The sequence below is a fragment of the Phenylobacterium sp. genome, assembly GCF_024508875.1.
Lineage (GTDB): Bacteria > Pseudomonadota > Alphaproteobacteria > Caulobacterales > Caulobacteraceae > Phenylobacterium.
The window spans coordinates 21,995-36,522 of the sequence record NZ_JANINU010000307.1 but is presented as its reverse complement, the minus strand read 5'-3'; the positions used below and the strand labels follow the sequence as shown (position 1 = coordinate 36,522).

Sequence of the window (14,528 nt, the reverse complement as noted above, 5' to 3'; positions counted from 1 at the left end):
AGGTTGAACGGAGACGCCGCGCCTCCGGGGGGCGGGGAGTGTGGCCGGAGGCGCGGCGCCGGCCCCGGCCGGGAGCCGGGGCCGCAGCGGAGGCGTGCGGGATCAGGTCCCGCTCAGATGCGCCTCCACGAACCAGAGCTGCTTGTCCGTCGCGCGGGACACCTCGGTGAGGACGTCGGCGGTACCCGTGTCGGGAATGGCGGCGGCCGCGTCGATGTCGCCGCGCAGCGCCTTGCCGAACTGCGCGAGGACAGCGGCGACGGCGCGCAGGTGATCCGCGCCCGCCACCGTCTCCAGCGCGTAGCGGTAGAGCTGAGTGCTCGCGGCCGTGGTCTGGACCCGCCCGTCCGCGATGCCGCCGAGGGCCGCGATCCGTTCGGCGAGCGTGTCCGCGAACCCTTCGACGTCGCCGTGCACGGCGTCGAAGAGCTGGTGCAGGCCGATGAAGGCGGGCCCTCGCACGTTCCAGTGGGCCTGCTTCAGCTGGGCCACCAGATCGAGCGCGTCGGAGAGCCTGGCCTGCAGCAGACGGATGGCCGCCTTGCGGGCGTGGGCGGGGATGTCGATCCGACTGGCGTACATGGGGGCTCTCCGCTCAGGACCTGGCGCCGGACGGTGTGGCTGCGGGCCGCGGCTGCAGGTCCGGCAGGTGACGCCCGAAATTCAGCTCGAACTCGCTGCGCTCGCCGTAGCCCAAAGCGCCGAGCCGACTGCGCCGTGCCTGGGCGGCGGGCTGGGCCAGCGCGGCGAAGAAGGCTTGATTGCTGGCCTCGACCGCGTCGCCGTCGGGCACGCCCACCCGGTTCACCAGGCCCTTGAGGCTCCCCAGGGTCTGCCGCTCGAACGAGGCAAGGCGCCTTGCCAGGCTGTCGACGAAGCCGTCGAGCGCGCTATCGTCGAGGGCCCGGTTGATCCAGCCGTAGCGCTCGGCGGTCTCGGCGTCGAAGTCGTCGCCGCTCAGGACGATCTCCAGCGCTCGGGCCCGCCCCGCGAGCCGCGGGAGCCACTCGAGCGCCCCGCCGCCGGGCGGCAGGCCGACACCGACCTCGGGCTGGCCGAGGATGGCGCGCTGGCGGCTGGCGAAGCGCATGTCGCAAGCGAGCACGAACTCGCTGCCGACCCCGCGCGCCCGTCCCCGGATCTTCGCGATGCTGACCACCGGGGAGCGGGCCAGCCGCACCACCACGTCGATCCAGGGCGAATGCCCGCTCGGCCCGGGTTCGCGCGGCAGCTCGCCGGCCTTGGCCGTGTCGAAATGGGCGACGAAAAAGTCGGGATCGGCCGAGTCGAAGACCAGCACCCTGGCGGACGCGTCCGCCTCGACGGCCGTCACGAGGCCCTGCAGCTCCACGATCGCCGCCGGCGGCAGGAGGTTGATGGGTGGGTTGGAGTACGTCGCCCGCCAGACGCCCGGCGTCGCGCGGTCGATCGCGAAGAACCGGGCGGCCGTCACGCGACCGCCTCCCCCAGCTCGGCGATCAGTGCGCTCGTCGTGGTGATGGCGTGCGCATAGGTGGGCCCGTTGATCTCATGGGCGGCATGCATCGCCTCGGCGCTGAAGGCGGCGGTGGCGTCCTTCACCAAGGTCACATGGTACCCCAGCTCCATCGCGAAGCGGCCCGTCGCCTCCAGGCACGTGTTGGCGATCAGGCCGATCAGGATCACCCGGCCGATCCCGTACTGTTTGAGCTGCATGTCGAGATCGGTATTGGCGAACCCGCTGGTGCCCCAGTGCTCGTGCACCACCACGTCGCCGGCCTGCGGCTGGAAGTCGTCGTGGAAGGTCCCGCCCCAGCTGCCCTTCTCGAAGATCCGCCGCTGGGCGCCCGACCGCTGGTAGGGCGTCGTGTGACGCCAGTGGGCGTAGTCGCCTTCCTCGAAGCGATGGTGCGGCACGAAGAAGATCTTCAGGGCGGCCTTGCGCGCCGCCGCGACGATCGCCCGCAGATGCGTCAGCAGGTCCACCTCCTCGGCGACCGCCTTGAGCCTCGGCCACGACTTGCCGCCTTCGCTGAGGAAGTCGTTGTAGGGGTCCACCAGCAGGATCGCGGTGGCCTCGGGGACATGGGTCATGAGGGGTCTCAGGCTGCGGCGGCTTGGCGGAGGGCAAAGCGCTCGAGGCTGGCCGCGAAAAGCGGCGTTTCGCCCGCGTTGTGCGCGGCGCTGTAGGGCGTGCGCTGCGCCCGGAAGACGTCGAAGGGAATCCCCTGCCGATCGAGGTAGGCCATGAACGCTTCGGTCGGGTAGGTGTGGACGCGGTTGGTGAACTCGCAGCGGCCGCCGTCCAGAGGCTTCACGCTGAGCTCCCAGACCACGACCATGGTGGTGCGGCCGGCGGTGGTGAACAGGTCCGACTCCGAGCGCAGGATCAGCTGGTGCGGGCTCGCGACCTGCTCCACGTAGTGCTGCACCATCGGAGTGCCGCCGATCACCTCGACGTTGATCGACATGCGCCGGCCGTCGCGCGCCGTGGTGGCGCCGGCCGCCACGTGGGCGGGCGAGCAGCCCTGGTACTCCGCATCCGGCAGCGAGAAGCACCAGGCCGGGATGTCGACCGCCTCGATTGGGGCGTTGATCACGGCCGTGAAGCTCGTATCGACGATGACGTTGTCTTCCATGGTTCAGCTCCGTTGGGTCAGAGGCGGGTGACATCCAGGATGGCCTGGGCGAACGCGTCCGGGGCTTCCTGGGGAAGGTTGTGGCCGACACCGCCGCGGATCAGGCGGTGCACGTAGGGGCCGGTGAACTTCGCGGCGTAGGCCCCCGGCTCCGGGTGAGGGGCGCAATTGGCGTCGCCCTCGAGCGAGATCGTGGGAACGCCGATGGCCGGCGCCGCCGCGAGCCGCTGCTCGTAGGCGTCGTACCGCGCCTCGCCCTCGGCAAGGCCCATGCGCCAGCGGTAGTTGTGGATCACGATGTCGACATGATCGGGATTGTCGAACGCCTGCGCCGTCCGCTCGAAGGTCGCGTCGTCGAAAGCCCATCTCGGCGAGGCGAGCTGCCAGATCAGGCGGTTAAACGAGCGGCGGTTGGCCTCGTAGCCGGCGCGGCCGCGCTCGGTGGCGAAGTAGAACTGGTACCACCACTGGAATTCGGCAGCGGGCGGAAGCGGCTTGGCGCCGGCGGCCTGGCTGCCGATGAGATAGCCGCTGACGCAGACGAGGCCGCGGCAGCGTTCCGGCCAGAGCGCGGCGATGATGCCCGCGCTGCGCGCACCCCAGTCGAACCCGCCGAGGACGGCGGTCTCGATCCGCAGCGCATCCATCATGGCGACGGTGTCGAACGCCACCGCCGACGGCTGGCCGTTGCGCGTCGTGTCCGCGGACAGGAATCGCGTGGCGCCGTAGCCGCGCAGGTAGGGCGCGATCACCCGGCAGCCCTGCGCGACCAGCTTCGGCGCGGCGGCCTCGAAGGCGTGGATGTCGTACGGCCACCCGTGCAGGAGGATCACGACGGGACCTGTCGGCGGCCCGACCTCGGCGTAGGCGATCTCGAGGCCGTTCGCTTGAATAGTGCGCAAGGCCGAGCCGCCTCCAACAGCGCGCCTCTCGCCGGCGGGGCGCTCTGGGGCTCCGGCCGCGGAGCCCTGCCCCAGGGCGGCGGCCGAGCCGACGGCGGCCCGCAGCAGGCGGCGGCGGAGCGGATCGATGATCGTGGACATCCGGGGCCTCTCGCTATCCGAAGGTGAAGCAGTAGGCGCGCGGTCCGGCGCCCAGGAATTGGATCGTGCACGTGCGGTCGCGGACCGGGTCCGCCTGGCGGACCAGCTGGTACATGCGGGCCTCGCGCACCTTGCCCTGGCCGCCGGGCGTGATGTCGAAGCCGTGGTCCGCCCCGGGCTCGGCCCCATCCAGCTGCACGCGGAAGCGGATCGGTTGGTTGTCGGCCCCCGGTCCCATCACGAGGTGGAGGTCGCGCGCATGGAAGCGGAAGGCGATCGCCCCGGAAGGCTCCGCCACCTCGGCGTATTCGGGGCGCACGACCCAGCGCCCGGCCAGGCTCCATTCGTTGAGCGGCAGCCGCGCGGGCGCTTCGTAGGCGCGGGCCACGTCCGCGCGTAGGCTGCCCGGACCGGCGAAGCGCTCCGCCTTGGCGTGGCCCACATAGGTCTCCGGCGAGCCGAGGTCTTCCCAGTCCGGCGCCGCCTGAACCCCGCCGCCGGCGATCGGCAGGATCGGGTCGTCCACGCGGCTGCGCCCGGCGGCGGCGATCAGCTGCTGGATGACGCGTTCGGACGTGTCGTAGTCGCCTTCACCCAGGCGCTGGTGTCGGAGGCGCCCTTCGGCGTCGAGGATGTAGAACCCAGGCCAGGCGTTGTTGCGGAACGAATTCCAGATGCGGAACGAGTTGTCGGTGACCACCGGGTAGCGGACCCCGAGCTGCTCCACCGCGGTGCGCACCCTCGGCAGCTCGTGCTCGAAGCTGAACTCCGGCGTATGCACGCCGAGGACCACGAGGCCGCGGTCGCGGTAGCGCTCCGCCCACGTCCGCACGTAGGGCAACGGCCGCAGGCTGTTGATGCAGGTGTAGGTCCAGAAGTTGACCAGGACCACCTTGCCCAGGAGATCGTCGGGGCCGAGCGGCGTGGCGTTGAGCCAGTCGCCGTTTCCCGGCAGCGCCCGATAGGCGGGCGGGCTCGATCCGCAGGCGGCCAGCCCGCCCGCCACCACCGGCGCGGCCGCCAACGGACCGGCCAGGACGCCGAGGGCGGCGGTGCGCCGGCTCGGACGCAGGTCGGGTGGGGACGTCAGTTCAGGCATCGAGGCGGCTTTGGCGGTCGGGGCGAAGGGGGAGCGGATCGGCCTGGGGGAGGACGGCCGATCCGCTCGTCCGGCGAGCAGAGCCTCAGGCTCTCCGCAGCGGCCGGAATGCGGCCCGCAGATCCTCGGTGAGGGCCTGCGGCTGTTCCCAGGCGGCGAAATGCCCGCCGCGATCGTGCTTCCTGTAGAAGATCAGGTTCGGATAGGCCTTGCGGGCCCAGCTCTCCGGCGCCTGGTAGAGCTCGTCAGGGAACGCGCTCACCGCCACCGGCAGGGTCACGCCCTTCGGCGCGAAGAAGGCCAGCTTGCTCTCCCAGTAGAGGCGCGCCGACGACACCGCCGTGTTCGTGAACCAGTAGAGCGCCACGTTGTCGACGACGTCCTCCTGGCTGAGCCCTTCCTTCTGGCCGGCGAACACCCGCGCGATCAGCTCCTGGCTCTTGGCGTCGTGGTCCAGCATCCAGGCGGCCAGGCCGATCGGGGAGTCGGCCAGCGCGTAGAGGGTCTGCGGCCGGTTCGCCATCTCGTTCGCGTATCCCAGGCCGTGCTTGTAGAACGTGTCGAGCTGCTCGAAGGCGTGGCGCTCTTCCGCCGACAGACCGGCCGGCGCAGGCGTCCCGAGCTGGAGCGCCTTGGCGACCTCGTCGGGGACCGTGGCGGGCATGTTCGTGTGGATGCCGATCAACCCTTTCGGCTTCAGCAGCGCCAGCTGCTCGGTCACGGCGTTGCCCCAGTCGCCGCCCTGGGCGACGAAGCGGGAATACCCCAAGCGCTGCATGAGGACGGCCCAGGCGCGCGCGATCCGGATCGGGTCCCAGCCGGTCACGGCCGGCTTGCCGGAAAAGCCGTGGCCGGGCAGCGAGGGGACCACCACGTGGAAGGCGTCCGCCGCGGATCCCCCGTGCGCCGTCGGGTCCGTGAGCGGGCCGATGATCTTCAGCTGCTCGATGATCGAGCCCGGCCAGCCGTGGGTGACGATGATCGGCAGGGCGTCGGCGTGCTTCGACTTGACGTGCAGGAAGTGGATGTCGAGGCCGTCGATCTCGGTGATGAAGTTCGGCAGGTTGTTGAGGTAGGTCTCGCAGCTGCGCCAGTCGTAGTCGTGGGCCCAATATCGGGCGAGCGACTTCATGGTGGCGAGCTGGACACCCTGCGAGTCGTCGCCGACCGTCTCCTTGTCCGGCCAGCGGGTGGCGAGGATGCGACGCTTCGTGTCGTCGAGCAGCGCCTGCGGGACCTGGATACGGTAGGGGCGGATGGCGCTTCCGCCCCCGCCGCCGCCGGGCTCCGCAGCGAAGCCGACGGCCTCCGCCGCGCTCTGCGCGACGAGGCCGAGGGCGCCGGCGGTCGCCGAGGCCGCCAGGAAACGACGGCGATTGGTCAAACGGGTCTCCAAGGACATCTGCCCCTCCTCTTCAGAAATGGGCCGACTATCGGCTCGATTTCGAACACAAGGGGGAAGGTGATCTTCGGGCGGCCTCCGTCCTATTGCACGTTGGTATCGCCGATACTTTCGTATGGGGTCCGCTATTCTTCTGTGGTGGCCGCATCTCGCACGCAGAAGACCGTCGACGGCGCGCCGTCGGCGGTCATGGTTCAAAAGGGTTGCGGGCGCGCCCGGAACCTCAGGCGAGGCGAACCTGGAGGGTGATCTCGGCCTTGAGCAGCTTGGAGACAGGGCAGTTCTGTTCCGCGTCGGCGGCCACCCGCTGCAGCGTGGGCTCGTCGAGGACGGGCACGTCGGCGCGCACACTGAGGGCGGAGCGCGATATCCGGAAACCGCCTGCGTCCGGATCGAGCGACACCGCCGCCTCCGTGGCGAGCTCGGTCGGGACGTAGCCCTCCACCTGGAGCCGGAACGCCAAGGCCATGGTGAAACAGCCTGCGTGCGCCGCGGCGATGAGCTCCTCGGGATTCGTGCCCGGCTTCTCCTCGAACCGCGTCCGGCAGGAATAGGGGCTTGCGTCGAGGACCCGCGATCCGGTGGTGAGGTCCCCCTCGCCGTCTCGGCCCGTGCCTCGCCAGATGGCCTGCGCCTTTCGGATCATCGCCTTCCTCCTCCCTCGCCTGGTCGCCGCGTCCCGGACGGGTCGAGGGAGGCGCCGTCCTCGACCCAGATGCGTACGGCCGGCGCGAAGGTCCATTGGACCAAGGTGTCGCCGATACCTTGGTCCAATTGCCGCTGAAGAGCGCGCTGATTGATCCTGCCCCGGTCTGAAGGGGAGTTGCGGATGGATCGAAGGCGTCTCGCGGGGGCGGGCGGCGCCGTTATGATGGCGGCGTTCGGCGCGGGACCGGCCTGGGCTGAGGAGGCCGGTGCGGAACCGATCCAGGAGCTGGTCGTGACGGCCCAGAAACGGGAGCAGGCCATCGACAGCATCGGGATGGCGATCGCGGCCGCAAGCGCCGAGCAACTGCGGCTGCGGGGCATCGACGCCGTCGCCGACCTTCCACGGCTGGTCCCTGGCCTGACCCTCCAGGAGAGCAACTTCGCGTCGACATCCTTCAACCTGCGCGGGGTCGGCTTCTTCAACAGCGACCTGGCGACGTCTCCGGCCGTCACCGTCTACCTGGACGAGGCGCCGCTCCCCTACCCGGCCATGACAAGGCTCGTCGCGTTCGACCTCGAGCGGGTCGAGGTCCTCAAGGGACCGCAAGGCACCCTTTTCGGCCAGAACGCCACGGGCGGCGCCGTCAACTACATCGCTGCGCCGCCGCGCGCCGCTCCGGAGCGCGGTGTGGAGGCCACCTATGGGCGCTTCGACCGCGTCCGGTTGGGCGGCTATGTCACCGGTCCTCTGACGGATCGCCTGGTTGGGCGGTTTGCAGTGCAGGGACGCTGGGGGGACGGGTGGCAGAAGAGCATCACGCGACCGGGCGACCGGCTCGGGCGGATCGACGAGCTCCAAGCGCGGCTCAGCCTCGTGTGGACCCCTGGCCCGCGGCTGACCAGCCGGCTCGCGGTCACCTCCACGCACGATGGATCGGAGAGTCCGGCGGCCCAGTTCATCGCCGCGCGGCCGGTCGTGCCCGCGCTCGCGAAACCGGGGCTGCTCACCTTCCCCGCCGTGACACGCCCCCGGGCCGCCGACTGGAGCGTGTCGCGCGTCGACACCGGCGGGCCGTTCCCCTACGCGAGCGACACCACCTTCCTGCACGTGGGGTGGCGCAATGACATGCGTTTGGGCGGCCGCATCGTCCTGACCTCGCTGACGTCGTACGCCTACCTCGACCTCGCCTACGGCCAGGACGCGAACGGCACGCCCTTCGACCTCAACGAGGTCGTGGACCACGATGGAAAGGTCTCGTCGGTGTTCCAGGAACTCCGCCTGGCCGGCGAACAGGGGCGGCTGACCTGGCTGGCGGGCGTGAACTATGCGCACGACCGGGCCAAGGACCAGCCGCTGCAGACCTTCCGCGACGTCGACCTGGCGCAGATCTACGAGACCCTCGACCCACAGGCCTACGCCGACGTGAACCTCTTGCTGAGCCGGGTCCACGTGAACACCTACGCCGCGTTCGGGCGGCTGGAGTACCGGCTCTCGGAAGCGCTGATGTTTGAAGCGGCGCTTCGCTACAATATCGACCGCCGGGATTTCGACAGCTGCGTCCTGGCGCCGTCCGACCACTTCGCCCGCTTCTGGAACCTCTTCCGCAACGGGGCCCCGCCGCCAACCCGGGTGGGCGACTGCACGGTGCTCGATCCGGCGAACGGGCTACGCCCGGCGCGGAATGTCCACAACGTGCTGGACGAGGACAGCCTCTCGTGGCGCTTCGGCGCCACCTGGACCGCCGGTCCGAGCCTGCTCCTCTTCGCGAACGCCAGCAAGGGCTACAAGGCGGGGGCCGTTCCGGTGGCCGCGGCCTCCACCACCGCCCAGTATGATCCGATCCCGCAGGAATCGCTCATCGCCTACGAGGGTGGCTTCAAGGCCGCGCTGTTGGAAGGCCGCCTCCGCCTCAACGGCTCCGGGTTCTACTATCGCTACCGGGACAAGCAGCTGCGCGGGGCCTTCGAGGACCCGAACTTCGGCCCCCTGGAGGCCCTGGTCTCGATCCCCGCGTCCCACGTCATGGGCGCAGAGGCGCAGCTGGTGGCGCGTCCCGTCGACAGCCTCACCCTCGACGCCTCCGTCACCTGGTTGCACAGCGAGATCGACCGCTTCGTGGGCGTGGACGGCCTGGCGCAGGTCGGCGACCAGGCCGGGAGCCCCTTCCCGTTCGCGCCGGAATGGCAATCCGTCGCCAATCTCGACTACGAGATCCCGCTGACGGCGGCATGGCGCGGGTTCGCCGGCGGAAGCCTGACCTTTCGCAGCCGCACCTGGGCCGGTGTCGGCTCGCCCGCCCCCCTGCGGATCGGCGGCTACGCCCTCCTGGACCTGCGGGCTGGCGTGGAGAGTCCGGACGGGCGGCGGCGGGCCTGGATCTGGGGTCGCAACGTCACCAACGCCTACACGTGGAGCAACGTCTTCCTGAACGCCAACGTCCTCGCGCGCTTCGTCGGCCAGCCCGCCACATACGGCGTGTCCATCTCCGCGCGCTTCTAGCGGAGCCACAGCGCGTGCGCGTGAGGCGATCCCGGAGCGGGCCGACACCAAAGTACTATGGACGCCTCCGCGGCGTGGTCGGCATCCTGCGCGGCGCCCACCCACGAAAGCGCGGAATGGAGACGGACCTCAGGCGACTGCTCGACGCGCTTCCCGGGATGGTCTGGACCGCCACGCCCGAGGGCGAATGCAACTTCGTCAATCGCGGATGGTGCGAGTATACCGGGCTCACGCTCGAGGCGGCCCGGGCGGCGGGCTGGGAGACGATCTTCCACCCCGAGGATGTCGATGCCGCGATGTCGGCCTGGTCCTCGACGCTCACCCCCTCGCCCCCGGCGGAGATCCACATGGAGGCGCGCCTGCGCCGCGCGGATGGCGTCTACCGCCGGTTCAAGCTGGAGACCCGTCCGCTGCACGACGCCGAGGGGCGCCTTGCAGGCTGGTGCGGCGCAAACACCGACGTGGAGGACCGCAGCCGCGCCGAGGCGCAGCTGGCGGCCGAGAAGCGCCTGCTGGAGAGGGTCGCGACGGGATCGGCGCTGAAGCCCACCCTCGAGGACCTGTGCCAGCTGGTGGAGCAGCTCTCGCCGGGCTCCTTCTGCAGCATCCTGCTCGTGGAGAACGCCGACGTCCCGCGCTTCCGGGTCGGCGCCGGGCCAAGCCTGCCTCCCGGCTACAACGACGCGCTGGAGGGACTGGGGATCGATCCCGGCTATGGCCCCTGCGGACTGGCGGTCGTCTCGAGGTCCACGATCATCGCCGAGGATCCGCCATGCGATCCGCGCTGGGCGGGCTCGCCCTGGCCACAGCTGGTCACCGGGTTCGGCCTGAGGTCCTGCTGGTCGGCCCCGATCGTCGGCAGCCAAGGCGACGTGCTGGGGATCTTCGCCATCTACCGGGCCAGGGCGCAGCGACCGAGCTCCCAGGACGAGGAACTGGTCGATCGCTTCGCCCGGATCGCCGGCATCGCCATCGAACGGGCCAGGTCCGATGTCGCGCTCAAGGCCGGTGAAGCCAATCTACGCCGGGCGAACCATTTCCTCACAGGGGGACAGAGGCTCAGCAGGACCGGCAGCTTCTCGCTGGACACGGTCTCGGACGAACAGGTCTGGTCGGCCGAGAACTACCGGATCTGGGAGTTCGACCCCGCCATACCGCCGACGATGGAGATGGTCGCGGCGGCGATACATCCGGAGGACCGCGCCGCGACGCTGGCGGCCTTCGCCGCGGCGACCCACGCCAAGGAAGGCTTCGAGGTCTCGTACCGGATCGTGACCCCCAAAGGCGGGGTGAAACACCTGAACACGGTGATGGAGGTCATCCCGGAATTCCCCGACCGGGTCGTCTACCTCGGCAGTTCCCAGGACGTCACCCAGAGCCGGCTCGCCGAGGCCGCGCTCCGGACCAGCGAAGCGCGCCTCGTCCGCGCCAACATGTACCTGACCGCCGCGCAGCGTCTCACCAAGACGGGCAGTTACAGCTGGTGCGTGGAAACCGACGAACTCGACTGGTCGGACGAGACCTATCGGATCTGGGGCGTCGACCCCGCGTGCAAGCCGGAGATGTCGATGGTCCTCGACGGGATACATCCCGAAGATCGAGCGGCGACGATCGAGGCCCTGGACGCGGCGACGCTGGCGGGCGCCGGCTTCGAGATGTTCCACCGCATCATCACCCCGCAGGGCGTGACGAAGCACGTCCGCTCGGTGGCGACGCGGATGGCGGACCTCACCGGCCGCTCGATCTATGTGGGCTCCATCCAGGACATCAGTGAAAGCCGGATCGCGGAGGAGGCGCTCAAGACCAGCGAGGCGCGCCTGCGACGCGCCAACCGCTACCTCAAGGCCGCACAGACCATCAGCCGTGTCGGCAGCTTCACCTGGGATGTCGAGCGCGACGAACTCGACTGGTCGGACGAGAACTACAGGATCTGGGACGTCGCCTCGGACATCACACCGACCACGGCCCTCGTCGTGTCCGCTATCCATCCCGAGGATGTCGAGGCGGTGCACGGGCTGATGAGCCGGGCCCGCGAGACCGGGGGCGATTTCGAGCTCGTCTACCGGATCTTGACCCCTAGAGGCGCGATCAAGCACCTGCAGACCATTGCGACCCGGACCACGGACTTCCCCGACCGCGTGGTCTACATCGGCACCAACCAGGACGTCACGGAGACCAAGCTGGCGGAAGCGGCCCTCCGGGCCAGTGAGGCGGCCGCCACGCGGGCGAACAAGTACCTCAGGGGCGCACAGGCGCTCAGCCGGACGGGCAGCTTCACCTGGGACACCCAGACCAACGAGCAGGACTGGTCGGCCGAGAACTTCCGGATCTGGGAGCTGGATCCTGCCGTCGATCCCACGATCGACATCGTGCTGGAGCGCGTCCATCCCGAGGACCGGGAGGCGGCGGCCGCCGCCATGTCGGCGGGTCGCGACACCGGCGAGGACTATGAGGTCTCCTACAGGATCGTCACGCCGGTGGGCGGGGTGAAGTACCTCTACACGGTCGCGACCCGCGCCCAGGAGATCCGCGACCGGGTGGTCTATGTGGGTAGCACCCAGGACGTGACTGCCCGCAAGACGGCCGAAGCCGAGCTCGCGCGCACCAACGCCTACCTCACCGCCGCCCAGCGGCTCAGCAGGACCGGCAGCTACACCTGGGACGTGGCGTCGGATCAGCAGGACTGGTCGGCCGAGAACTTCCGCATCTGGGAGTTCGATCCGGCGGCCCCGCCCACCATGCCGATGGTCATGGCGCGGTTGCACCCCGACGATCGGCAGCGCGCCGGGGCGTCCATCGAGCGGGGCGCGAGGACTGGCGAGGACTTCGAGCTGCATTACCGCATCGTCACCCCCTCAGGGGGCGTGAAGCACCTCCATACGGTCAGCACCCGCGTGAAGGAGATCACCGACCGGCTTGTCTACATCGGCAGCACTCAGGACGTGACCGAGAGCAAGCTCGCGGAGGCCCAACTGGCGCGCGCCAACACCTATCTCACCGCGGCCCAGCGCCTGAGCCAGACCGGGAGTTTCACCTGGGATGTGGAGGCCGACGCGCACAACTGGTCGGAGGTCATCTATCGCGTCTTCGGCTTCGAGCCCGGCACGAGCATTACGATGGACATGATGATGCGGGCCATCCACCCGGACGACTTGTTGGAGGTTCAGAACCTGCTGAGCGGCGCCAGGGTCGGCGAGAACTTCGACCTCGTGTTCCGGATCGTGACGCCGAACGGCGACATCCGTCATGCACATGTGGTCGGACACCGGATCGATCAATACCCAGACCGGCCAGTGTTCATGGGGGCGTTGCAGGACATCACGGCGAGGAAGATGGCCGAGGAGGACCTCAACCGGGCGCGCGCGGAACTCGCGCACGTGGCGCGCGCGGCGGCCCTGAGCACGCTGACCGCCTCCATCGCGCACGAGGTAAGCCAGCCGCTCGCCGGAATCATCACCAACGCCAGCACCACCCAGAGGATGCTCGCGGCCGAACCGCCCAACCTGGCGCGCGCTCAGGTGACGGTGCAGCGCACCCTGCGCGACGCCAACCGTGCTTCGGAAGTGATCAAGCGCCTGCGAGCCCTTTTCTCCCGCCAGCTTCCGACTTTCGAACCGGTGGACCTGCACGACGCCGCGCGCGAGGTCCTGGCGCTATCTGCAAGCGAACTGCAGAGGCGGAGGGTCATCCTGCGGACCAGGTTCGCTGAGAGCCTGCCCCTTGTGCAGGCCGACCGGATCCAACTGCAGCAGGTGATCCTGAACCTCGTCCTGAACGCTGCGGACGCGATGTCCGACGTCCATGATCGCGCTCGCGATCTCTGGGTCTGCACCCGCGTGGGTAGCGGACAAATCCGCCTCGATGTCCGCGATTCCGGCACGGGGATCGACCCGGAGCGGGCGGCGCAGCTGTTCCAGCCGTTCCACACGACGAAGCCCGACGGCATGGGCATCGGACTGTCGATCAGCCGCTCCATTGTCGAGGCCCACGGAGGGCGCCTTTCAGCCGCCCCCAATGAAACGGGGCCCGGCGCGACATTCTCCTTCTCCATCCCCTGCGACGCCACCGCGGAAGCAGGCCTAGTATCGAGGCAAGCGTAATGGCCAAGCGTCAACTGGTCTGCGTCGTCGACGACGACGACTCCGTGCGCGAGGCCTTGCCCGACCTGTTGGCCTCCTATGGCTTTGACACCGAGTCTTTTTCTTCGGCGGAAGCGTTCCTGGCGTCGGACAGCGTCGCCGCCACACGATGCCTGGTCCTCGACGTGGCGATGCCTGGCATGACCGGTCCGGAACTGCAGACCGAACTTGCGCGTCTCCAGGTCGACATCGCTATCGTGTTCATCACGGCCCACGCCGATCCGCTCATCGAGGCCCAGGTGCTCCAGCATGGCGCCTGCGCCTTCCTGCTGAAGCCGTTCACTGAGACGGCGATCGTCGAAGCGGTGAACGCCGCGCTTGCAAGGGGATGAAGGGTGTTTCGATGCAATGCTCCAGCCACGACGCCAATCCACGAACCGAAACCTCCACGCCATCGTCGAGCTTGTGGGCGACGGAACCGACTGTGTACGTCATCGACGACGACGCATCGGTGCGCGAGGCGCTGGCGGACCTGATCCAGCTGACCGGCTGGAACGCGAGGGCGTTCGCCTCGGCGGCGGAATTCCTCGAGGTCGCGCCCGCAGCGGGCCCGACCTGCCTCGTGCTCGACGTGGGTCTCCCCGGGCTTAACGGCCTGGACCTTCAGGAGATGATCGCCGGCGAACGCGCAGAGATGCCGATCATCTTCATCACCGGAAACGGCGACGTACCGATGACGGTCCGGGCGATGAAGGCCGGCGCGGCGGAGTTCCTCACGAAGCCGTTCGACGAAGACGTCCTCCTCCCGGCGATCGAGACAGCCCTGCAACGCAGCCTCGCCGTCTCGAACGAAAAGATCGCGCTCCAGGCGCTGCGTGACCGCCGCGCTTCCCTCAGTCGGCGTGAGTGCGAGGTGATGGACCTGGTGGTGTCCGGCCTGTTGAACAAGCAGGTCGGCGGTGAGCTTGGCATCAGCGAGATCACCGTGAAGGCGCACCGCGGCCGCGTCATGGAGAAGATGCAGGCCAAGTCCCTGGCCGACCTCGTGCGCATGAGCCAGCGCCTGGGCCTGCATCCGGCCTAACCGTACGAAGGTCTCGCCGATACCTTTGTGCAATGGCGCGCGGTGCGCCCAGGGC

Annotated in this window: 12 protein-coding genes; 4 read left to right on the top strand and 8 right to left on the bottom strand. The window is 69.4% G+C overall.

The window, feature by feature from the left end; translation table 11 throughout:
• Nucleotides 1-102 precede the first annotated feature (102 nt).
• From dps to Q0L11_RS20160, 8 genes are all read right to left on the bottom strand, one after another.
• Nucleotides 103-582 carry a DNA starvation/stationary phase protection protein Dps gene (dps, locus tag Q0L11_RS20195; protein WP_296599652.1) on the bottom strand — a complete coding sequence of 160 codons (480 nt, stop codon included), beginning with the start codon at nucleotides 580-582 and terminating at the stop codon, nucleotides 103-105.
• 13 nt (nucleotides 583-595) lie between these two features.
• Entirely contained in the window at nucleotides 596-1,453 is an 858-nt protein-coding gene (locus Q0L11_RS20190; RefSeq protein WP_296599650.1) for an enoyl-CoA hydratase/isomerase family protein, read from the bottom strand.
• A complete protein-coding gene (locus Q0L11_RS20185; protein ID WP_296599649.1) occupies nucleotides 1,450-2,073 on the bottom strand; it encodes an isochorismatase family cysteine hydrolase in 624 nt (207 codons plus the stop codon). The genes Q0L11_RS20190 and Q0L11_RS20185 overlap by 4 nt, the downstream gene beginning before the upstream one ends.
• An 8-nt stretch (nucleotides 2,074-2,081) precedes the next feature.
• Nucleotides 2,082-2,618, bottom strand: a complete 537-nt coding sequence (locus Q0L11_RS20180; protein ID WP_296599647.1) for a hypothetical protein — start codon at nucleotides 2,616-2,618, stop codon at nucleotides 2,082-2,084.
• A 17-nt stretch (nucleotides 2,619-2,635) separates the two neighbouring features.
• Nucleotides 2,636-3,661, bottom strand: coding sequence for an alpha/beta hydrolase (locus tag Q0L11_RS20175; protein ID WP_296599646.1), 1,026 nt, complete (start codon nucleotides 3,659-3,661; stop codon nucleotides 2,636-2,638).
• Nucleotides 3,662-3,674: 13 nt separating this feature from the next.
• The gene (locus tag Q0L11_RS20170; RefSeq protein ID WP_296599644.1) at nucleotides 3,675-4,760 is read right to left on the bottom strand and encodes a redoxin domain-containing protein; all 1,086 of its coding nucleotides are present in this window, start codon (nucleotides 4,758-4,760) and stop codon (nucleotides 3,675-3,677) included.
• 85 nt (nucleotides 4,761-4,845) lie between these two features.
• Nucleotides 4,846-6,144 (bottom strand): epoxide hydrolase family protein, encoded by a 1,299-nt coding sequence (locus Q0L11_RS20165; protein WP_296599643.1) that lies wholly within the window; start codon nucleotides 6,142-6,144, stop codon nucleotides 4,846-4,848.
• Between the two features lie 241 nt (nucleotides 6,145-6,385).
• Nucleotides 6,386-6,808 carry an OsmC family protein gene (locus Q0L11_RS20160; protein ID WP_296599641.1) on the bottom strand — a complete coding sequence of 141 codons (423 nt, stop codon included), beginning with the start codon at nucleotides 6,806-6,808 and terminating at the stop codon, nucleotides 6,386-6,388.
• 183 nt (nucleotides 6,809-6,991) lie between these two features.
• Between Q0L11_RS20160 and Q0L11_RS20155 the strand changes: the two genes are divergently transcribed.
• The 4 genes from Q0L11_RS20155 to Q0L11_RS20140 all read left to right on the top strand — a co-directional run bounded on the left by Q0L11_RS20155 (nucleotide 6,992) and on the right by Q0L11_RS20140 (nucleotide 14,473).
• Nucleotides 6,992-9,310 carry a TonB-dependent receptor gene (locus tag Q0L11_RS20155; protein ID WP_296599640.1) on the top strand — a complete coding sequence of 773 codons (2,319 nt, stop codon included), beginning with the start codon at nucleotides 6,992-6,994 and terminating at the stop codon, nucleotides 9,308-9,310.
• A gap of 116 nt (nucleotides 9,311-9,426) precedes the next feature.
• Nucleotides 9,427-13,410 carry a PAS domain-containing protein gene (locus Q0L11_RS20150; protein ID WP_296599638.1) on the top strand — a complete coding sequence of 1,328 codons (3,984 nt, stop codon included), beginning with the start codon at nucleotides 9,427-9,429 and terminating at the stop codon, nucleotides 13,408-13,410.
• Nucleotides 13,410-13,781 (top strand): response regulator, encoded by a 372-nt coding sequence (locus Q0L11_RS20145; protein ID WP_296599635.1) that lies wholly within the window; start codon nucleotides 13,410-13,412, stop codon nucleotides 13,779-13,781. Before Q0L11_RS20150 ends, Q0L11_RS20145 begins: the two co-directional genes overlap by 1 nt.
• A 92-nt stretch (nucleotides 13,782-13,873) precedes the next feature.
• Entirely contained in the window at nucleotides 13,874-14,473 is a 600-nt protein-coding gene (locus tag Q0L11_RS20140) for a response regulator (RefSeq protein WP_296599633.1), read from the top strand.
• Nucleotides 14,474-14,528 lie beyond the last annotated feature (55 nt).

Coding starts and splice junctions, on each gene's coding strand:
- Q0L11_RS20175 (WP_296599646.1), bottom strand. CDS start 3,661: ATGTCCACGATCATCGATCCGCTCCGCCGCCGCCTGCTGCGGGCCGCC.
- Q0L11_RS20185 (WP_296599649.1), bottom strand. CDS start 2,073: ATGACCCATGTCCCCGAGGCCACCGCGATCCTGCTGGTGGACCCCTAC.
- Q0L11_RS20160 (WP_296599641.1), bottom strand. CDS start 6,808: ATGATCCGAAAGGCGCAGGCCATCTGGCGAGGCACGGGCCGAGACGGC.
- Q0L11_RS20170 (WP_296599644.1), bottom strand. CDS start 4,760: ATGCCTGAACTGACGTCCCCACCCGACCTGCGTCCGAGCCGGCGCACC.
- Q0L11_RS20145 (WP_296599635.1), top strand. CDS start 13,410: ATGGCCAAGCGTCAACTGGTCTGCGTCGTCGACGACGACGACTCCGTG.
- Q0L11_RS20150 (WP_296599638.1), top strand. CDS start 9,427: ATGGAGACGGACCTCAGGCGACTGCTCGACGCGCTTCCCGGGATGGTC.
- Q0L11_RS20180 (WP_296599647.1), bottom strand. CDS start 2,618: ATGGAAGACAACGTCATCGTCGATACGAGCTTCACGGCCGTGATCAAC.
- Q0L11_RS20155 (WP_296599640.1), top strand. CDS start 6,992: ATGGATCGAAGGCGTCTCGCGGGGGCGGGCGGCGCCGTTATGATGGCG.
- dps (WP_296599652.1), bottom strand. CDS start 582: ATGTACGCCAGTCGGATCGACATCCCCGCCCACGCCCGCAAGGCGGCC.